We start from the raw sequence: 16,181 nt of genomic DNA, 5'->3' as shown, positions 1-16,181 counted from the left end.
GGCCGCGGGGGCCGCTCAGTCCATGATCTTCCAGCGGTAGACGCCCAGAAAGTTGGGATTGCCGGCCGCCGGGTGAAAGGCGCGGTCCGCGTAGCGCAGCAGGCTCTGGACGGTCAGCAGCCGGACCTCACCGCCCTCGGCGGGACTGGCCCCGGTGTGGTACACCACCCGGCCGCCGCCCAGGTAAACCATGCTGTGGTACGAGCGCAGACCGGGGCGGATAAAGATCAGCAGGTCGCCGCGCCGGGCCGCCGCCAGGTCACGCGACACCGGCCGCATCGAATGCGTCGCCAGGTGCTGCACCCCGGTGCGCCCCACCAGCCGCCCCGCCTCGATGTCCCCGGCCTGGTACGCCCCGCCCGCCACCCGGAACACCGAGCGACTGATGACGGGCAGCGGGTAACGCAGGGCCTGCACCGGGCCGAGTGTGGGCCGGGGAAAGTAGCCGAATTTGGCAAACCACGCCGCGTCATGCGGCATCAGCGCGTTGACCAGGGCGTAGCGCAGCAGCCCGCCGCAGTCGCGGTCCTCCGGCCTCCAGTCGGCGTTCATGCGGGTGTACTGGCTCTCGGCGATGGCGGCGAACCAGTCGGCGAACCGGGCGCGGTCGGTGCCCACCAGCTCGGCGGCGTCCGGGTAGCCGTCGCGGTCCCGGTCCGCGGCACCGGCTCCGTGGGTCACGGCCGGCGCCGAAGGCTGCGCGCCGCCGCCACCCAGACCCAGGCACACCACCAGGCCCAGGACCGTGAACAGACGCCGCGTCATGACCCGAGTATCGTCCCGCAGCTGGCGCGGCGGGTGAGGACAGCGCGGGCATTCTGGGCGTCCCGGGCCGCCAATATGCGCCTCAGGTCCGGGCGGGCCGCGACAGCTTCCCAGCGATCACCGCGTGGCGTGCCCCGGTGGTGTGCGGCAGGGTGTTGGGCCAGCCCTGGTAGGCGTAGTACCCCAGGACGGCAAAGGCCGCGGCCTCGCGGGCGCTGGAGTTCCAGCCGCGCTCCTCGAAGGTCAGCACCGGCAGGGGCGCGAGGGCGGCCCGCAGCTGCGCCATGAAGGTGGGGTTGTACGCGCCGCCGCCCGCCACGACAATCTCGTCCAGACCGTGCGGCACGATAAAACGCTGGTAGGCGTCCACCACGGTCTGAACGCTGAAGGCGGTGACGGTGGCGGCGATGTCGCGGGCGTTCAGCTCGAAGACGCCGGGCAGGTTCTGGAGATTCCAGCGTTCCCGTCCGGTGGATTTGGGCGGCGGCGCGCTCAGGTAGGGGTCTGTGTGCCACGTCTCCAGCAGTGAGGGGGCCACGTGACCGGCGGCGCCCATGCGTCCGCTGTCGTCGAACCGCTGGCCGAACAGTTCGGCGGCCTCGTCGATCAGGGCGTTGGCCGGGCCGGTGTCGAAGGCGATCACGCCTCCCTCGTCCAGCCCCGGCAGGTAGGTCAGGTTGCTGATGCCGCCCAGGTTGTGAACGGCGCGTCGGACCCCGGCCTCGGCGTACATCAGGCGATCAGCGAACGGCACCAGCGGCGCGCCCTGTCCCCCGGCCACCAGGTCGGGCGCGCGGAAATCCGAGACCACCGGTTTGCCGGTGCGCTCCACGATCACCGACGCCTCGCCGATCTGCAGCGTGGAGCGGGTGTGCCAGCCGCGCGCGGCGTCGGGGGCAGGGATGTGGTGGACGGTCTGGCCGTGGCTGGCGATCAGGTCCGCGTCGGCCGAGAGTTCGGCGGCGGCCTCGGCCAGCGCCTCGCCCAGCCAGAACTGCAACTGGGTGATCTCGCTGGTCTTGGCCTCGTCCCGGCTGGCGGCCAGCAGGGCCGCGCGAAGATCGTCGGCAAACGGCGTGTAGCGGTGCTCAAGCACGGTGGCGCGGGGGGCGGCACCGCGTAACACTGGCGGCTGGCCGCCATCACCGACCGCCGGCCAGCCAGGCAGTTCGATCAAGACCGCGTCGATGCCGTCCACGCTGGTGCCGTTCATCAGCCCCAGCAGGCGCGGGGCGCGTGTCACCGGGGGCCGCCGAATGAACCGGTGGTTCCGGACCCGCACCCCGGCGGCGTTCTCCTCTGCTCTCCCTGCCTACGTCTGCACATAAGGCCACTATAGACCACTTGCATACCAAAGTAGAACCAGCTACAGTGAAATGGTCGCGCATTTAAATTCGGGTTGGTGCTGGTTCCGGTTCGCCCGAGATTGCCTGCCCAGCAGGCCAGGAGATGCCATGAAGTTTTATCCCGCGAAGACGTTTTTGACCGCTGCCCTGACGCTGACCCTGCTCACGTCGGCCCATTCGGCCGCACAGACGGTGCAGCGGGGCGGCACCCTGCAACTGGCCGTGGACCAGTCGCCGGTGGGCCTGGACCCGCATGTGGCCACGGCCTTTTCCACCTTCGTGGTCACCGGGCAGGTCTACGAGGGACTGCTCGATATCGATGCCAGCCTCAAGATCCGCCCGCTGCTCGCAAGCAAGTACACCAAGAGTGCCGATGGCCTGCGCTACGTCTTCACGCTGCGCCCAGGCGTCAGGTTCCACAACGGTGACCCGCTGAGCGCGCAGGACGTGGTGTTCTCGATGGACCGTGTCAAGGATCCCAAGACGGCCTCGCCGCTGGCCAGCCGGCTCAGCTCGGTCAGCGACATCAAGGCGACGGGCCCACTGGAAGTCACCTTCGTCCTGTCCAAACCCTTCGCGCCGTTCTTGAGCGAGGTGGCCACGATTTCCATCGTAAGCAAAAAATACGTTGAGGGCGGCGGCAACCTGCAGCGCAGCGCCGTCGGCACCGGCCCCTTTGCCTTTAAGCAGTGGGTGCCCGACACGTTCCTGGAACTGTCCAAAAACGCGGCCTACTGGGTCAAGGCCCAGCCCTACCTGGACAGCCTGAAGTTCAACATCGTGCCGGACGCCTCCACGCGCCAGATCGGCCTTCAGAGCGGCGCCTACCAGTTCCTGCCCAACATCGACGCCAGCGTGGCCGCCACCCTCAAGACTGCGCCGGGCGTGCAGCTGTTGAGGTCGCAGGACCTGGCCTACAGCCTGATGGGCGTCAACGTGAGCCGCAAACCGTTCAACGATCCGCGTGTGCGCGAGGCCCTGAACTACGCCATCAACCGCCCCGAACTGGTGCAGGGCGTGTACTTCGGCGACGCCGTGCCGGCCGGTCCGCTGCCTCCTGCGCTGCGGACCTACGCCACGCCAGTCAGCAACTTCCCGTGCTACGCCACCAGCGCGGCCAAAGCCAGGGACCTGCTCAAACAGGCCGGGTATCCCAACGGCGTCGATTTCTCGATTCTGACCTTCTCGACCATCAAGACCGTGGCCGATTCGGCGCAGGTGTTGCAGGCGCAGTTGGCCAAGGCGGGCTTCCGTGCCAGGGTGGACGTCCAGGAATTCGGCAGCTTCGTTCAGAACTGGCGTAACTCGAACTTTGACGCCTTTGTATCTCTGAACGGCGGCTCGGTCGATCCCGACGGGCACCTGTACCGCGGCCTGATCTCGAACGGGTCAACCAACGTGTTCAAATTCGCCGATCCGGTGGTGGACAAGTTGCTTGAAGAGGGCCGCAACGCCACGAGCACCGGCAGCCGCGTCCGCACCTACGCGCAGCTTCAGAAGTCACTGGCCTGCCGGGGCCCCATGCAGTTCCTGGCCTACGGCACGCTCTTCTCCGCGGCGCGCAGCAATGTCAAGGGCTTCACGCCCAACCCGACGCGCTCTCTGAGCACCCTCAAGACGACGTGGCTTGACCGGTAGTGTGCCGAATGAATGCTAGGCCTGCGGGGACGCCGTGCTGAACTACGCGCTGCGGCGGCTGCTGGACCTGCTGGTGGTGTTGTTCGGCGTGTCGGTACTGGTGTTCCTGATGATCCGGCTGATTCCCGGTGACGCCGTGCAGATTCTGCTGGGCGCCAACACCGAGGTCACGCCGGAGCAGATTACGGAGTTGCGCGGCAAGCTGGGCCTGGATCAACCGCTGCTGACGCAGTACGCAGGCTGGCTGTCTGCGGCGCTGCGCGGCAACCTGGGTCAGAGCGTCTGGACCGGCGCACCGGTGTCCGGCGAGATTCTGTCGCGCTTGCCGGTCACGCTGGAGCTGACCGTGCTGCCCCTGCTGCTGGCCACCACGCTGGCGGTGCCGCTGGGCATGCTCACCGCCGCGTCACACAATTCCAGACTCGAGCAGGTGATCCGCTTTTTCACCATCGCCGGCATCACCACGCCCGCCTTCTGGCTGGGCACGCTGTTCATCTACCTGGCCTTCGTGATTGCGCCGGGCTGGCCCACCATCGGGTACGTGCCGTTCAGGGACGATCCGGCCGGCCACCTCTCGCGCATGATCCTGCCGACAGTGGCGCTGGCGCTGCCCATGCTGGCGGGGCTGGTCCGCATTCTGCGGTCCTCGCTGCTGGAGGTGCTGGGCCAGGATTTCATCCGCACGGCGCGCTCCAAGGGGCTGACCGAGCGGAGCGTGCTGTACCGCCACGCCCTGCGGAACGCGATGGTGCCGCTGCTGACCGTCCTGGGCATCCAGGCGGGCTACCTGTTCGGCGGGGCCATCGTGGTGGAGCAGGTCTTTGCCATTCCCGGGTTCGGGCGCCTTGTCGTGGGGGCCATCAACGAGCGCAACTACGCGCTGGTGCAGGGGGCCATCCTGATCGTAACCGCAGGATTCGTGCTGATCAATTTCGTGGTGGACCTGCTGTACGCGGTGGTTGACCCACGCGTGGAGTACGGATGAGCGCGTTGACGGCGGCCCGCCCCGCCCGGCGACGGGTCGTCGGCATTCTCGCCCGGCTGCTGCGCGATCCACTGGGTCTGTTCGGGCTGCTGCTCACGGTGGTGGTCATCCTGCTGGCGGTATTTGCACGTCAGCTGTTTCCCACCGGTCCGCTGGAACAGGACATTCTGGGGCGGCTGGGCAACCCCTCGCTCACGCACCTGCTGGGCACCGACCAGTTCGGGCGAGACACCCTGGCACGCATCCTCTACGGCTACCGCGCCTCGCTGGGCGTGGCGGTGGGCGCGGTGGGGGTGGCCCTGACGGTGGGCGGGACCCTGGGCATTCTGGCGGCGTATCTGGGCGGCTGGTTTGACCGCGTCGTGATGCGCGTGATGGACGTGCTGCTGGCGTTCCCGGTGATTCTGCTGGCCATCGGTGTGGTGGCGGTGCTGGGCCAGGGCAGTTTCAACACCGCGCTGGCCATTGGCGTGGTCTACATTCCCGCCTTTGCCCGGCTGCTGCGCGGTCCAGCCCTGGTGCTCAAGAGCAGCGAGTACGTCAGCGCCGCGCAGGCCCTGGGTGCCAGCGACGGCCGCATCGTGTTCCGGCACATTCTGCCCAACATCGTGGCGGTGGTGCTGGTGCAGACCTCGCTGGCGCTGTCCACCGCCATTCTGGTGGAAGCCTCCCTGTCTTTTCTGGGGCTGGGCACCCGTCCGCCAGAACCCAGCCTGGGCCTGATGCTCTCGGAGGCGCGCACCTTTCTGACCTTGCAGCCGTGGCCCGCCGTGTTCAGCGGCCTCGCCATTCTGATCGCCTCGCTGGGGTTCAACCTGCTGGGCGACAGCCTGCGAGACATCCTTGATCCCCGGTTGCGCGGACAGGCATAAAGGCTGGGCCATGCCGCACAACCGCCCGTGGCCACCTGGGCGTCAGTCTGCCGCGTAGGTGTGCAGGTATGCCCAGCCGTCCACGGTGCGGGGCCGCACGTACTCCAGACCGAAGAATTCCTCGCCAACAACAATTCGTCCGCCGGGACGCAGGACGCGGGCGCACTCGCGCAGGGCCGGCACCGGCGCGGAAGTTTCGGGCGGTAGTGGATTTCCTGGCATCACGGGTGTTCAATGGACCATGAACGGTCTGGAGTGTCCGCAATGCGGCGCCGTCCGCATCGTCAAAAATGGTCATGCCCACACCGGCAGGCAGCGCTATCTGTGCCGGATCTGCACCTATCAGTTTACCCTGGATCACATCCGCCCGCCGGTTTGCGCCGAGCACGTCGACTGGGTGGACCGGCTGCTGTCCGACCGTGTCCCCCACCGGGAAATCTGCCGGGTGGTGGGGGTCAGCCGGACATGGTTGCGCCGTCACCTCGACGCCCGCATTGAAGGGGCGCCCCACTGCTCTCCCCCGCCGTCCCGCTAAGCCTGTCCTGGGTGCCAGGAGGCGCCCCGGCCCGTGCGGTTCATGCTGTCTGCAGGCCAGGAGTCAGGACAGGCGGGGGCCGCAGCAATAATCGCCTTCCACACTGAGGAGCGCCACAAACATCCGGGTCAGACCCGGATCGAAGTGCTGTCCGGCCTGGGCCTCGATCTCGGAAAGCGCCGCTTTGGACGTCCACGCCGCCTTGTAGGGCCGCTCGTTGGTCAGGGCGTCGTACACGTCGCACAGCGCGAACAGCCGGCCCGCCAGACTGATCTCACCCCCTGATTTGCCGGCCGGGTAACCGCGCCCGTCCCAGCGTTCGTGATGGTCGCGGACGACCTGCAAGGCCGTTTCTGGCAAAAACCCCAGGGAGCCGGCAAACTTGACCCCCTCCTCGACATGTGAGCGCATCACGGCCCGTTCCGCGTTGTCCAGGGCGCCGGGCTTGAGCAGCACCGCGTCGGGAATGATCATCTTGCCGATGTCGTGCAGGTACGAGCCCCAGCGCAGCGCCCGCGTTTGGGACGGCGACCAGCCCAGGGCCTGCGCCATCCGCACCGCCAGGGCTGTGACCCGGTCGGTATGGCCCTTGGTCTCGCCGTCGCGGGCTTCCAGTGCTAGGCCCAGCACCCGCAGCGCAGCCTCACACATCTCGCTGGCCTGACGTTCGGCGGTCAGGCGATACGCCAGGCTGGTCTGCGCCGCGCTGAGGTCGCTCTCGTCGGCCGTGGCGTCAGCGCGGCTCAACTGATGGTTGGCGAACAGCATGTCTCCATTCTGCTCCTGCAGGCCTCACAGCAGACTGACCGCTCTGGGCCCGGAGTTGGATAAAGAAGCCCCGCGCATTGGGTGCCCGGTGACGTGTTGTCCAGCACCGCGAAGTAGTTAAAGCTCTGCGGGCTGCTGGCCAGCGGCAGGGTCAGGGTGCCGCCGCGCTTGCCGTTGGCCTGGAACAGCGAGGGCGGCACGTTGGTCTTGCCCTGGGCAGACTGGCCTGGGCCGGGGCGCACAGCAGGGCGGCGCTGAGGGCAAGCAGGGCGGACGAGCAACGAAGACGCATGGGTGGCCTCCTTGGGGGTGGGGGGGCTGGCGGATCTGGGAACGAAGTGGATGAAGGTAAAACCGAAAGGGTCAGGCAAGGGGCGGGGGCCGCAGCGCACCGCCCGCACCTCAGGGGGCGATCAGCGGCTCTGGGTGTCGGCCGCGTCGCGCAGGGCGTCGCCCATGAAATTGAAGGCCAGCACCGACAGCACGATCATCACGCCGGGCAGCAGCAGCCACGGGTACAGGTTGAGGGTCTCGAAACTCTGGGCGTCCTTGAGCAGCAGGCCCCAGCTGGTCATCGGTTCCTTGATGCCCAGCCCCAGAAAGCTCAGCGCGCTCTCGCCCAGGATGTAGCCGGGCAGCGCCAGCGTGGCGGTCACGATCAGGAACGAACTGAGGTTGGGCATGATGTGGCGCAAGATCACCCGCAGGTCGCTGGAGCCGATGGCGCGCGCCGCCTGCACGTAGTCCACGGTGCGCGCGCTCATCACCTGCCCGCGAATCACCCGCGCCAGCCCGGCCCAGCCGATCAGCGCCAGCACCGCCACGATGCCCAGGTAGACCCAGGTGCTGGGCCAGCGGGCCGGAATGATGGTGGACAGCGCCAGCAGGATCGGCAGGCGCGGGAACGACAGCAGCACCTCCACCAGCCGCTGGATCAGGTTGTCGATCCAGCCGCCGAAGTACCCGCTGATGCCGCCCAGCACGATGCCGATGGTAAACGAGATCAGAATGCCGATCACGCCCACCGTCAGGCTGACCTGCGAGCCCACCAGCATGCGCGAGAACAGGTCGCGCCCGAACTTGTCGGTGCCCAGCGGGAAGTAAAAGCCGTCCTTGACGCCGAACAGGTGCCACTGGCTCTTGAAGACGCCCAGGAAGTTGTAGCGCGACTCCAGCGGGTCCTCACCCTTGACGAAGAACAGGATCGGCAGCGGCCTGCTGGTGTCGGGCGCGAAGGTGCTCAGGAACGTCACCGGATCGCGGGTCTTTTTAAAACCGTAGACAAAGGGCCGGGTCAGCTGTCCGTCGTGAACGACGTGAATCGGCTGCGGGCGCTGGAAGGGAAAGTCCTCGTGCTGGGCGGTGATGGAGTACGGGGCCAGAAAGCCGGCCAGCAGCGCGATGGTGTACATCGCGGCCAGCACCCACGCGCTGATCACCCCGATGCGGTTGCGGCGAAAGCGCCTGAGTGCCAGGGCCAGCGGGGACTGCCGGACCTCGTGCGAGGGGGGCGGCGCGGTCATGGTGCCGGAAGCGGTCATTCGAACCTCACGCGGGGATCGGCCCAGGCCAGCGCCACGTCGGACAGCAGGTTTCCGATCAACAGCAGCAGGGCGCTGAACAGCAGCAGGGTCATCGCAACGTACTGGTCCTTGTTCAAGAGGCTGTCGTACAGGAACGGCCCGATGGTCGGCAGATTCAGCACGATCGAGGCGATGATGGTTCCCGAGATCAGGCTGGGCAGGCTCAGGCCCGCGAGGCTGATCAGCGGGTTGACCGCGTTGCGCACGGCGTGACGCCACAGCACCGCCTGTCCGGCCAGCCCCTTGGCGCGTGCGGTGCGGACGTAGTCCTGCCCGATCACGTCCAGCATCGAGGCGCGCATCTGGCGCATCAGGCCTGCGACGCCCTCCAGGCCGATGGCGATCATGGGAATCCACAGGTGGCCCAGCAGGTCACCCACCTTGGCCCAGCTCCAGGGCGCGCCGATGTACTCCGGACTGAACAGCCCGCCCACGTTGGTTCCGCCGGTGTTCAGGACCAGCGCGATCAGCAGCAGCGCCACCAGAAAATCCGGCGTGGCCAGGCTGATGTAGCCCAGGAAGTTGGTAATGGTGGCGCCGACGCCGTAGCGGTTGATGGCGGTGTAGATGCCCAGCGGAATGGCGATCGCCCACGACACGATCAGGGTCAGCACGGCTAGGAACACCGTCCAACCCAGGCGCTCCCAGATCAGGCTGGACACCGGGCGGCCGTTAACGAAGGAATACCCGAAATCGCCCTGGGTCACGATGCCCTTCATCCAGGTCAGGTACTGCACCCACAGCGGCTGGTCCAGGCCCAGCTGCCGAGTGATGGTCTCCACCGTTTCCTTGGTCACGCGCGGGTCTTCCAGGTACTGGTCCAGAAACGAGCCCGGCTGCAGCTGGATCACGGTGAAGCACACGACGCTAATCAGCAGCAGCGTGGGCACCATGCCCAGAATGCGTCGCAGCACGTAACTCAGCATGTGGCGCGTCTGGGCCTGGCGGGCGGGGCGTGGGGGAAAGGGTGTTGGGGCACGTTAAATCTCCATCCCCTGCTGGGCCGTGGGGCGCAGCAGCGGGAAATGCACGAAAAGAGGTTCGGACCTGTGGTCAAAAAATGGCCAGTGGTGGGTGGGGCCGCATTGATCGGCCTCACCCACCACCAGCCCCCGCTTCACTTACTTCTGGTACATCAGCGGCAAGGGGTTGTAGCCCGGAATGACGCCGAGGTTGTAGACATAGTTGCCGAACTTGTTGCTCACCGCGCCGATGTTCTCAGGTTTGGCGATGGGCGTGACCGGCAGGTTCTGCGCGAACAGCAGCTGCCAGCGGGTGTACAGCGCCTTGCGCTGACTGGCCGAGGTGGTCGTCGCGGCGTCTTCGAAGATGTTGTAGATCTCTTTTTCCCAGCCGGCCATCTTGGCGGTGTTGGGTTTGCCGCCGTCCTGCGTGGGCTGCGTGCTGCGGTGCCAGTAGTACAGTGCGCCGCCCGGCTGCCAGATGGGCTTGCGCAGCTCGGGGTCCGGCTGGTCGCCGAAGGCGTGCACGATCATCTCGTAGTCGCCCGCCAGACCGGTGGACAGCAGCTTGCTGCTCAGGATGCCCTTGAGGTTGACCTTGACGCCCAGCTTCTTGAAGTCGTTTTGCAAGATGGTGGCGATGGCCGGATATACCACGCTGTCGGTGCCGTAGGTCAGGTCGATTTCCAGGTCCTTGCCGCCGGGCACGTTGCGCACGCCGTTGCCGTCGGTGTCCTTGACGCCCAGGGCGTCGAGTGCCTTGCCGGCGGCGGCCAGGTCAAAGTTGCCCAGCTGCGCTTTTGTGTTGGTGTACCACTGGGTATTGACCGGCGCGACGCCGTGGCCGGGCAGGCTGGCCAGCCCGTTGTACACGGTATCGATCACGCGCTCGCGGTCCACGGCGAACTGCATGGCGCGGCGGAAGCGTGCGTCACTGAACAGCTTGGACAGCGCCGCGTTCTTGGCGTCGAAGTTGTAGGCCACGAAGGGCGGGCTGCCGAACAGCGCCGTGCTGCGAATGACCTTGAACGGCGCGCCCGCGACTTCCTTGGACTTCAGGTCCGGGAACTGCGCGCCGCTGATGTTCAGCTGGTCAAGATTGCCGGCCAGGAACTGCGCCACCTGCGCCTGCGGGTCACGGATGACCAGGAACTCCAGGGCGTTCAGATAGGGCAGCTGGGTGCCGCTGGCGTCCACCTTCCAGTAGTTGGGGTTCTTGACCAGGCTGACCTTCTGGCCCGCGATGTAGCCGCTGAGCTTGAACGGTCCGGTGCCCACCACCTCGCTGACGGCCACGTTGGTGGGCCAGGCGTTGTTGATGTCGGCTGCCTTGGCCCCGCCGTCCTGAGAGAACTTGGTCAGCTTGTGCTGCGGCATGATGAAGTAGCGCTGCTGCAGCAAGAAGGCGGGTGCGGGGCGCGGCAGGACAAACTGCACGGTGTTGGCGTCCAGCTTCCTGATGGTCACGTCCTTGCCGTCGAGCTTGAAGTTGCCGGCGTCGCCCGCGCGGGCCTCGGGGTTCATGATGATGTTCTTGTAGGAGAACACCACGTCGTCGGCGTTGAAGGCCTGGCCGTCGCTCCACTTGACGCCCTGACGCAGCTTGAAGGTGTAGGTCTTGCCGTCCGGGCTGATGGTCCAGCTTTCGGCCAGCGCGGGCTCGATCTTATAGGTGGCGTAGTTGAACTCCACCAGGCCGTCGAACATCTGCTGCGACACCAGGCCCAGGTTGTTGTCGATCACGCCGTAATAGAACAGGCTCTGGGGGCTGTCGCCCAGCGCCAGGGTCAGGGTGCCGCCGGGCTTGCCCTTGACCACGCCCAGCGAACTATAGCCGTCCACCTTCTTGGGGGCGGCCAGCGCGCCGCCCAGCAGCGCCAGGGTCATCAGGGCCAGGCCAGTCCGGCGCTTGCCGGGGCGGAGCGTGACAGGGGGAAGGGAAGATGGATGCATGTGGACCTCCGGAGGGATGGGGATGATTGAGGCTCCAGATGGGAGCCGGTGGGTTGTGGTTTCGCCGCCCTAGCTTAATACCACTTTGGGTCCAATGGCAAGTGGTTTGCCAATTGGTCTGAGGGTGGTATGTTCTTTGTAATGTCCGTTTCCACGCCACCCTGGGCCATCGTGCTCGACAGTGCCAGCTCCCTGCCGGTCTACATGCAAGTTGCCCAGGGGCTGGAACAGCGGATTCACAGCGGTGACCTGCGCCGGGGCAGCGCCCTGCCCGCCGAGCGCGAGCTGGCCGCCAGTCTGCGCGTGTCGCGCGTGACCGTGCGCCAGGCATTGGCGCTGCTGGCCCAGCAGGGGTTGCTGACGCGCAAGCACGGCAGCGGCACCTTTGTCACGCCGCCCAGCGCCGAGGAGCGCCCCAGCCGCCCCCTGGGGCTGCTCAGCTCGTTTTCCGACGACGTGCGGTCGCGGGGGCAGGTGCCGGGGGCGCGGGTGCTGAGCTTCGAGCTGGCCCGTCCGTCTCCCCAGGAGGCCATGAGCCTGGCCCTGGCGCCCGGCGAGCAGGTGTACCGCGTCCGGCGGCTGCGGACGTCCGATGGCGAGGCGCTGGCGGTGGAGTACAGCACCCTGCCCGCCGCGCTGGTGGGCGAGCTGCGCCGCGAGGACGTGACCGACGCCAGCCTGTATGCCCTGCTGGGCGGCCGGGGGCTGCAGCCGGTGCGCGCCATCCGGCACCTGCGGGCCGTCAGCGCCGATCACGGGCTGGCCGAGCTGCTGGGTATCGCGCCCGGCGCGGCGCTGCTGGCCACCGAGCGGGTGTCGTGGACCCAGGGCGGGCGGCCCGTCGAGTACGCCCGCGCGCATTACCGCGGTGACCGCTACGACTTCGTGATGGAACTGCACGGGGACGGCGCGTGACGCCCGATCCGCGCCGCACCGAGGGCGTCCATCCCGACCACCCGGATCTGGACCGGCTGGCGGTCCCCGACCTGGTGCGTGTGCTGGCCGACGATCAGCGCGGCGCGGTGACGGCGGTGCAGGCCGCGGCACCCGCGATTGCGCGGGCCGTGGAGCTGGCCCTGCCCCGGTTGGAGCGCGGCGGACGGCTGGTCTACGCGGGCGCCGGCACCAGCGGGCGCCTGGGCGTGCTGGACGCCACCGAGCTGACCCCGACGTTCTCGTGGCCCACCGAACGGGCCGTGCCACTGATCGCCGGCGGCAGCCGCGCCATCCGCGAGGCGGTGGAGGGCGCCGAGGATGACCGGGCGGCCGGCGCAGCAGACGTGGGGGCCGCCGGGGTTGGTCCCGACGACGTGCTGATCGGCATTGCCGCCAGTGGTACCACGCCGTACGTGCTGGGCGCCCTGGACGCGGGGCGGCTGTCCGGGGCCCTGACGGTGGGCGTATCGAACAATCCCGGCACGCCGCTGCTGGCGGCGGTGGACTGCCCGGTGCTGCTCGACACCGGCCCGGAAGTGATCAGCGGCAGCACCCGCCTGAAGGCCGGCACCGCTCAGAAGATCGCGCTGAATACCTTTTCCAGCGCCGTGATGGTGCGCCTGGGCAAGGTCTACGGCAACCTGATGGTGGACGTGCGGGCGACCAACGCCAAGCTGGAGGGCCGGGCGGTGCGCCTGGTGTGCCACGCCACCGGGGCCGATGAGGCCAGCGCCACCGCAGCCCTGGCACAGAGCGGCGGAAGCGTCAAGACCGCCGTCGTGATGCTGCTGCTGGGCGTCGGTGCCGCCGCGGCCACGGCCCGCCTGGACGCCCACCGCGGCCACGCCCGCGCCGTGCTGGAAGACCGCACTGGAGGCCAACCATGATTCCCGATCGCACGCGCGAGCTGCTGGAAGCCGCGGTTCAGACCGGTGGGCTGTCCGGCGCCGCCCTGGGCGTGGTCAACGCGGCGGGCGAGCGCAGCACCCTGACGCTCGGCCACGCCCAGCTTCAGCCCCGGCAGATCCCACTGGAGCAGGATGGCCTATTCGATCTTGCCAGTCTGACGAAGCCGCTGTTCACCGCGCGTCAGGTGCTGCGCGCCGCTGAACAGGGCCGACTGGATCTGGACGACACGGTGGCCGCGCACCTGCCTGAACTGGGCTGGATGCAGGACACGCCGCTGAAATCCCGCACCCTGCGCGAACTGCTGACACACACGGCGGGGCTGCCGGCCTGGGCGCCGCTCTACACCTGGGGCGAGGCCGCAACGATTCGCGCCCGCCTGATGCAGGAGCCGTGGGCCATGCAGCCGCCGGGAGAGGTGGTGTATTCCGATCTGGGCTACATGCTGCTGGGACGCGTGCTGGAGCAACTGCGGGGCCACGCGCTGCGCGACTTTGCACTGGACGACGGGTTGACCTTTGCCCCGGACCCGGCCCACAGCGTCGCCACCGAGATCTGTGCGTGGCGCGGGCGCCTGCTGCGCGGCGAGACGCACGACGAGAACGCGGCGGCGCAGGGCGGCGTGGCCGGCCACGCGGGGCTGTTCGGCACGCTGGGGGGCGTGCTGGCGCAGGCCGAGCTGCTGCTACGCGGCGGCTGGCTGTCCGCTGCCGCCCAGGCCGAGGCGACGCGGATTCAGACGCCGGGACGCACGCTGGCCTTTGTGGCCGCGCAGCCCGGCTGGAGCGGCGGCAGTCTGGCCAGCCCGGCGGCCTTCGGACACACCGGCTTTACCGGGACCGGGGTGTGGGTGGACCCGGCGCGCGGGCTGGGGTGGACCCTGTTGACCAACCGCGTCCACCCCACCCGCCACGGCCGCCTCGACATTCAGGGGCTGCGGCGGGCGGTGGGCAACACGCTGCTGGCCGCCCAGTAGGCCCTCAGCGCGTCCTGGTCACCTTGCTCAGCAGCGGGGGCGCGTCGGGGTTCAGGCCCCGGCCCAGCGCCAGGTGCGCGGCGAACAGGTAAAACGCCAGGGCGCTGGGCACCGTGTCGGTCAGGCCGTGCCCGGTGCCGGGCGTCTGCAGGGTGCTGCCGGCTGCCGGCCCCAGGGTCCGCAGGTCAGCCCCACCTGCGCGCAGGTCACCGTAGGCCGCGCTGGTGGCCGGCCACGCCGCGTCGGCTGAGGAGAAGCCCAGCAGGGGCAGGCCCTCGGCCAGCAGGCGTTTGGGGCCGTGGCTGAACTCGGCGGCGCTGTAGGCCTCGGCGTGGATGCCCGACGTTTCCTTGAGCTTCAGCGCGGCTTCCTGGGCCACGCCGTAGTGCAGGCCGCGGGCCAGGATCAGCAGGTTCTGGGCGAAGCTGTAGCGCGCGGCCAGAGCGTTGGCGGCGTCCTCCAGTTCCAGCGTGCGCTGCAGCGTCTCCGGCAGGCGGTCCAGCGCTGCCTGCAGTCGGCCGTCGGGCCCCAGCGCCGCAATCACCGGCAGAAAAGCCGTGAGGCTGGCCAGGTAGCTCTTGGTGGCCGCCACCGCCCGCTCCTCGCCGCAGCGCAGCGGCAGGGTAAACTCGGCCGCCTGCGCCAGGTCACTGTCCTCCACATTAACCAGCGCCACGGTCAGGGCGCCGCCCTCCCGCGCCATGCGGACATTTTCCACCACGTCCGGGCTGGCCCCGCTCTGCGACACGGCGATCACCAGCGCGCCGCGCAGGTCCAGCCGCGCGCCGTACAGGGTGTGAACGCTGGGCCCCAGCGACGCCACCGGCAGCGACAGCTCGGTTTCTAGCGCGTACTTCAGCACCGTGCAGGCGTGGTCGCTGCTGCCGCGCGCGATGGTCACGGCGTAGGCCGGACGGCGCTCCCGCAGCACCTCTGCCAGCGCCCCGGCCGCCTGCGCGTTCTCCGAGAGCTGCCGCGCGATCACGGCGGGGGTCTGTCGGGCTTCTTGCAGCATCAGGGGATCTGTCGTGCCGGAACTGAACATCATCTGGCTACTGTAGTCAATTTCCGGTCTGCTGGTCCCCGAAGGGTTATGCAGGCGCTGGCCCCCACCGGGTCACCCTGCGGCGGGCCTGAAGTGGGGGCCTATCTGCGCGGCGCGGGCGCTAGTTCAGCGTCTTGAGGTCCAGGCGCGTCAGGGCGATGACCAGGTGCCCGTCCTGCGGATGGAAGGTGGCCTCGCGGCCCGCGTAGCGCAGGGTTACCGACTGCAACGCGTCACCCAGCAGATGCTGGCCGATGACGCTGGCAGTGGCGACGAAGTGCCGGGCGTACATCGGCAGGCGCTCGGCAGCCCCTGGCGAACCCGGTTCGCCGCCGGCCAGCATGATCTGGCCGTGGGCGTCCAGCACAATCAGGTCTTCCACGTCGCTGCGGCGGCGGTACTCGGCCACCAAGCGGTCAAGCTGGCTGGGGACACTCTCGGGCGCAGCCTCAGGCGCGGCGGGTTCAGCGGCGGGTTCGGGTTCCGCGGCCATGCTGTCCTCAGCGGCGCGCAGCAGGCCCTCGACCAGCGGGATCAGTTCGTCGGGGCTGAAGGGCTTGCGCAACACACCGTTGGCACCGACCTCGCGCGCCTGACGCCGGATCTCGTCGTCCACGTTGCCGCTCATCAGCACGATAGGCAGGTGGTCGAAGCGGGCGTCACGGCGAAGCTCGGAGCACAGTTCCAGGCCGCTCATGCCCGGCATGATCACGTCGGCCATCAGCAGGTCGAAATGCGGATCGCCGGCCAGGGTCTCCAGGGCGTGCTCGGCACTGACGGCGCTGAAGGAATCCAGCGCGTGGCGTTTGAAGGTGATCTCCAGCGCCTTGCGGACACTGATGCTGTCGTCAACGATAAAAATCTGGGGCATGGGGTTCCTTTGGGGACGGCTTGGGAAATTGGAGTGGGCG

16 protein-coding genes are annotated in these 16,181 nt (G+C 68.3%); 7 read left to right on the top strand and 9 right to left on the bottom strand.

Translation table 11 applies throughout. The annotated features are described in order from the left end of the window. Positions 1-15: 15 nt before the first annotated feature. Together IEY31_RS08505 and IEY31_RS08500 are read right to left on the bottom strand one after the other, a co-directional pair. Positions 16-765, bottom strand: a complete 750-nt coding sequence (locus IEY31_RS08505) for a DUF1175 family protein (protein WP_188970893.1) — start codon at positions 763-765, stop codon at positions 16-18. Between the two features lie 82 nt (positions 766-847). Continuing rightward, on the bottom strand, positions 848-2,008 hold the full coding sequence (locus IEY31_RS08500) for an anhydro-N-acetylmuramic acid kinase (protein WP_229723428.1): 1,161 nt from the start codon (positions 2,006-2,008) through the stop codon (positions 848-850). A 211-nt stretch (positions 2,009-2,219) separates the two neighbouring features. Between IEY31_RS08500 and IEY31_RS08495 the strand changes: the two genes are divergently transcribed. From IEY31_RS08495 to IEY31_RS08485, 3 genes are read left to right on the top strand one after another with little or no spacing between them, the layout of a single operon-like run. Next, the gene (locus tag IEY31_RS08495) at positions 2,220-3,749 is read left to right on the top strand and encodes an ABC transporter substrate-binding protein (protein ID WP_188970891.1); all 1,530 of its coding nucleotides are present in this window, start codon (positions 2,220-2,222) and stop codon (positions 3,747-3,749) included. 34 nt (positions 3,750-3,783) lie between these two features. Then, positions 3,784-4,734, top strand: coding sequence for an ABC transporter permease (locus tag IEY31_RS08490; RefSeq protein ID WP_188970889.1), 951 nt, complete (start codon positions 3,784-3,786; stop codon positions 4,732-4,734). Then, on the top strand, positions 4,731-5,606 hold the full coding sequence (locus IEY31_RS08485; protein WP_188970887.1) for an ABC transporter permease: 876 nt from the start codon (positions 4,731-4,733) through the stop codon (positions 5,604-5,606). Before IEY31_RS08490 ends, IEY31_RS08485 begins: the two co-directional genes overlap by 4 nt. Positions 5,607-5,648: 42 nt before the next feature. On the opposite strand, the gene IEY31_RS08480 is transcribed toward IEY31_RS08485, so the two are convergent. After that, a complete protein-coding gene (locus tag IEY31_RS08480; RefSeq protein ID WP_188970885.1) occupies positions 5,649-5,828 on the bottom strand; it encodes a hypothetical protein in 180 nt (59 codons plus the stop codon). Between the two features lie 19 nt (positions 5,829-5,847). Here IEY31_RS08480 and IEY31_RS08475 point away from each other — a divergent pair, with 19 nt between their 5' ends. Continuing rightward, positions 5,848-6,141, top strand: coding sequence for an IS1 family transposase (locus IEY31_RS08475; RefSeq protein WP_188970883.1), 294 nt, complete (start codon positions 5,848-5,850; stop codon positions 6,139-6,141). 63 nt (positions 6,142-6,204) lie between these two features. On the opposite strand, the gene IEY31_RS08470 is transcribed toward IEY31_RS08475, so the two are convergent. From IEY31_RS08470 to IEY31_RS08455, 4 genes are all read right to left on the bottom strand, one after another. Continuing rightward, entirely contained in the window at positions 6,205-6,909 is a 705-nt protein-coding gene (locus IEY31_RS08470) for an HD-GYP domain-containing protein (RefSeq protein WP_188970881.1), read from the bottom strand. Between the two features lie 413 nt (positions 6,910-7,322). Further along, complete coding sequence (locus tag IEY31_RS08465) at positions 7,323-8,450, bottom strand: ABC transporter permease (RefSeq protein ID WP_188970879.1); 1,128 nt, start codon at positions 8,448-8,450, stop codon at positions 7,323-7,325. Continuing rightward, on the bottom strand, positions 8,447-9,418 hold the full coding sequence (locus tag IEY31_RS08460) for an ABC transporter permease (RefSeq protein WP_188970878.1): 972 nt from the start codon (positions 9,416-9,418) through the stop codon (positions 8,447-8,449). Before IEY31_RS08460 ends, IEY31_RS08465 begins: the two co-directional genes overlap by 4 nt. 195 nt (positions 9,419-9,613) lie before the next feature. Beyond that, positions 9,614-11,341 carry an ABC transporter substrate-binding protein gene (locus tag IEY31_RS08455; protein WP_188970997.1) on the bottom strand — a complete coding sequence of 576 codons (1,728 nt, stop codon included), beginning with the start codon at positions 11,339-11,341 and terminating at the stop codon, positions 9,614-9,616. Between the two features lie 207 nt (positions 11,342-11,548). Here IEY31_RS08455 and IEY31_RS08450 point away from each other — a divergent pair, with 207 nt between their 5' ends. From IEY31_RS08450 to IEY31_RS08440, 3 genes are read left to right on the top strand one after another with little or no spacing between them, the layout of a single operon-like run. Further along, positions 11,549-12,322 carry a GntR family transcriptional regulator gene (locus tag IEY31_RS08450; protein WP_229723426.1) on the top strand — a complete coding sequence of 258 codons (774 nt, stop codon included), beginning with the start codon at positions 11,549-11,551 and terminating at the stop codon, positions 12,320-12,322. After that, entirely contained in the window at positions 12,319-13,230 is a 912-nt protein-coding gene (gene murQ / locus IEY31_RS08445) for an N-acetylmuramic acid 6-phosphate etherase (protein WP_188970874.1), read from the top strand. Before IEY31_RS08450 ends, murQ begins: the two co-directional genes overlap by 4 nt. Next, positions 13,227-14,225, top strand: coding sequence for a serine hydrolase domain-containing protein (locus IEY31_RS08440; RefSeq protein WP_188970872.1), 999 nt, complete (start codon positions 13,227-13,229; stop codon positions 14,223-14,225). The genes murQ and IEY31_RS08440 overlap by 4 nt, the downstream gene beginning before the upstream one ends. A gap of 4 nt (positions 14,226-14,229) precedes the next feature. Here the strand turns inward: IEY31_RS08440 and IEY31_RS08435 are convergent, their stop codons facing one another. Both IEY31_RS08435 and IEY31_RS08430 read right to left on the bottom strand, forming a co-directional pair. After that, positions 14,230-15,273, bottom strand: a complete 1,044-nt coding sequence (locus IEY31_RS08435) for an SIS domain-containing protein (RefSeq protein ID WP_373289135.1) — start codon at positions 15,271-15,273, stop codon at positions 14,230-14,232. Positions 15,274-15,391: 118 nt separating this feature from the next. After that, the gene (locus IEY31_RS08430) at positions 15,392-16,141 is read right to left on the bottom strand and encodes a response regulator (RefSeq protein ID WP_188970870.1); all 750 of its coding nucleotides are present in this window, start codon (positions 16,139-16,141) and stop codon (positions 15,392-15,394) included. Positions 16,142-16,181: the final 40 nt, after the last annotated feature.

Source organism: Deinococcus aerolatus (genome assembly GCF_014647055.1).
GTDB classification, from domain to species: Bacteria; Deinococcota; Deinococci; order Deinococcales; family Deinococcaceae; genus Deinococcus; species Deinococcus aerolatus.
Note: the sequence above shows the minus strand (reverse complement) of the source record. Positions and strands in the feature narration are given on the sequence as shown.

Bases quoted from the DNA above. Each gene is read 5' to 3' on its own strand.
- IEY31_RS08505 (WP_188970893.1), bottom strand. From the start codon at position 765: ATGACGCGGCGTCTGTTCACGGTCCTGGGCCTGGTGGTGTGCCTGGGT.
- IEY31_RS08495 (WP_188970891.1), top strand. From the start codon at position 2,220: ATGAAGTTTTATCCCGCGAAGACGTTTTTGACCGCTGCCCTGACGCTG.
- IEY31_RS08485 (WP_188970887.1), top strand. From the start codon at position 4,731: ATGAGCGCGTTGACGGCGGCCCGCCCCGCCCGGCGACGGGTCGTCGGC.
- IEY31_RS08480 (WP_188970885.1), bottom strand. From the start codon at position 5,828: ATGCCAGGAAATCCACTACCGCCCGAAACTTCCGCGCCGGTGCCGGCC.
- IEY31_RS08475 (WP_188970883.1), top strand. From the start codon at position 5,848: ATGAACGGTCTGGAGTGTCCGCAATGCGGCGCCGTCCGCATCGTCAAA.
- IEY31_RS08470 (WP_188970881.1), bottom strand. From the start codon at position 6,909: ATGCTGTTCGCCAACCATCAGTTGAGCCGCGCTGACGCCACGGCCGAC.
- IEY31_RS08465 (WP_188970879.1), bottom strand. From the start codon at position 8,450: ATGACCGCTTCCGGCACCATGACCGCGCCGCCCCCCTCGCACGAGGTC.
- IEY31_RS08460 (WP_188970878.1), bottom strand. From the start codon at position 9,418: ATGCTGAGTTACGTGCTGCGACGCATTCTGGGCATGGTGCCCACGCTG.
- IEY31_RS08455 (WP_188970997.1), bottom strand. From the start codon at position 11,341: ATGACCCTGGCGCTGCTGGGCGGCGCGCTGGCCGCCCCCAAGAAGGTG.
- IEY31_RS08450 (WP_229723426.1), top strand. From the start codon at position 11,549: ATGTCCGTTTCCACGCCACCCTGGGCCATCGTGCTCGACAGTGCCAGC.
- IEY31_RS08440 (WP_188970872.1), top strand. From the start codon at position 13,227: ATGATTCCCGATCGCACGCGCGAGCTGCTGGAAGCCGCGGTTCAGACC.
- IEY31_RS08435 (WP_373289135.1), bottom strand. From the start codon at position 15,273: ATGATGTTCAGTTCCGGCACGACAGATCCCCTGATGCTGCAAGAAGCC.
- IEY31_RS08430 (WP_188970870.1), bottom strand. From the start codon at position 16,141: ATGCCCCAGATTTTTATCGTTGACGACAGCATCAGTGTCCGCAAGGCG.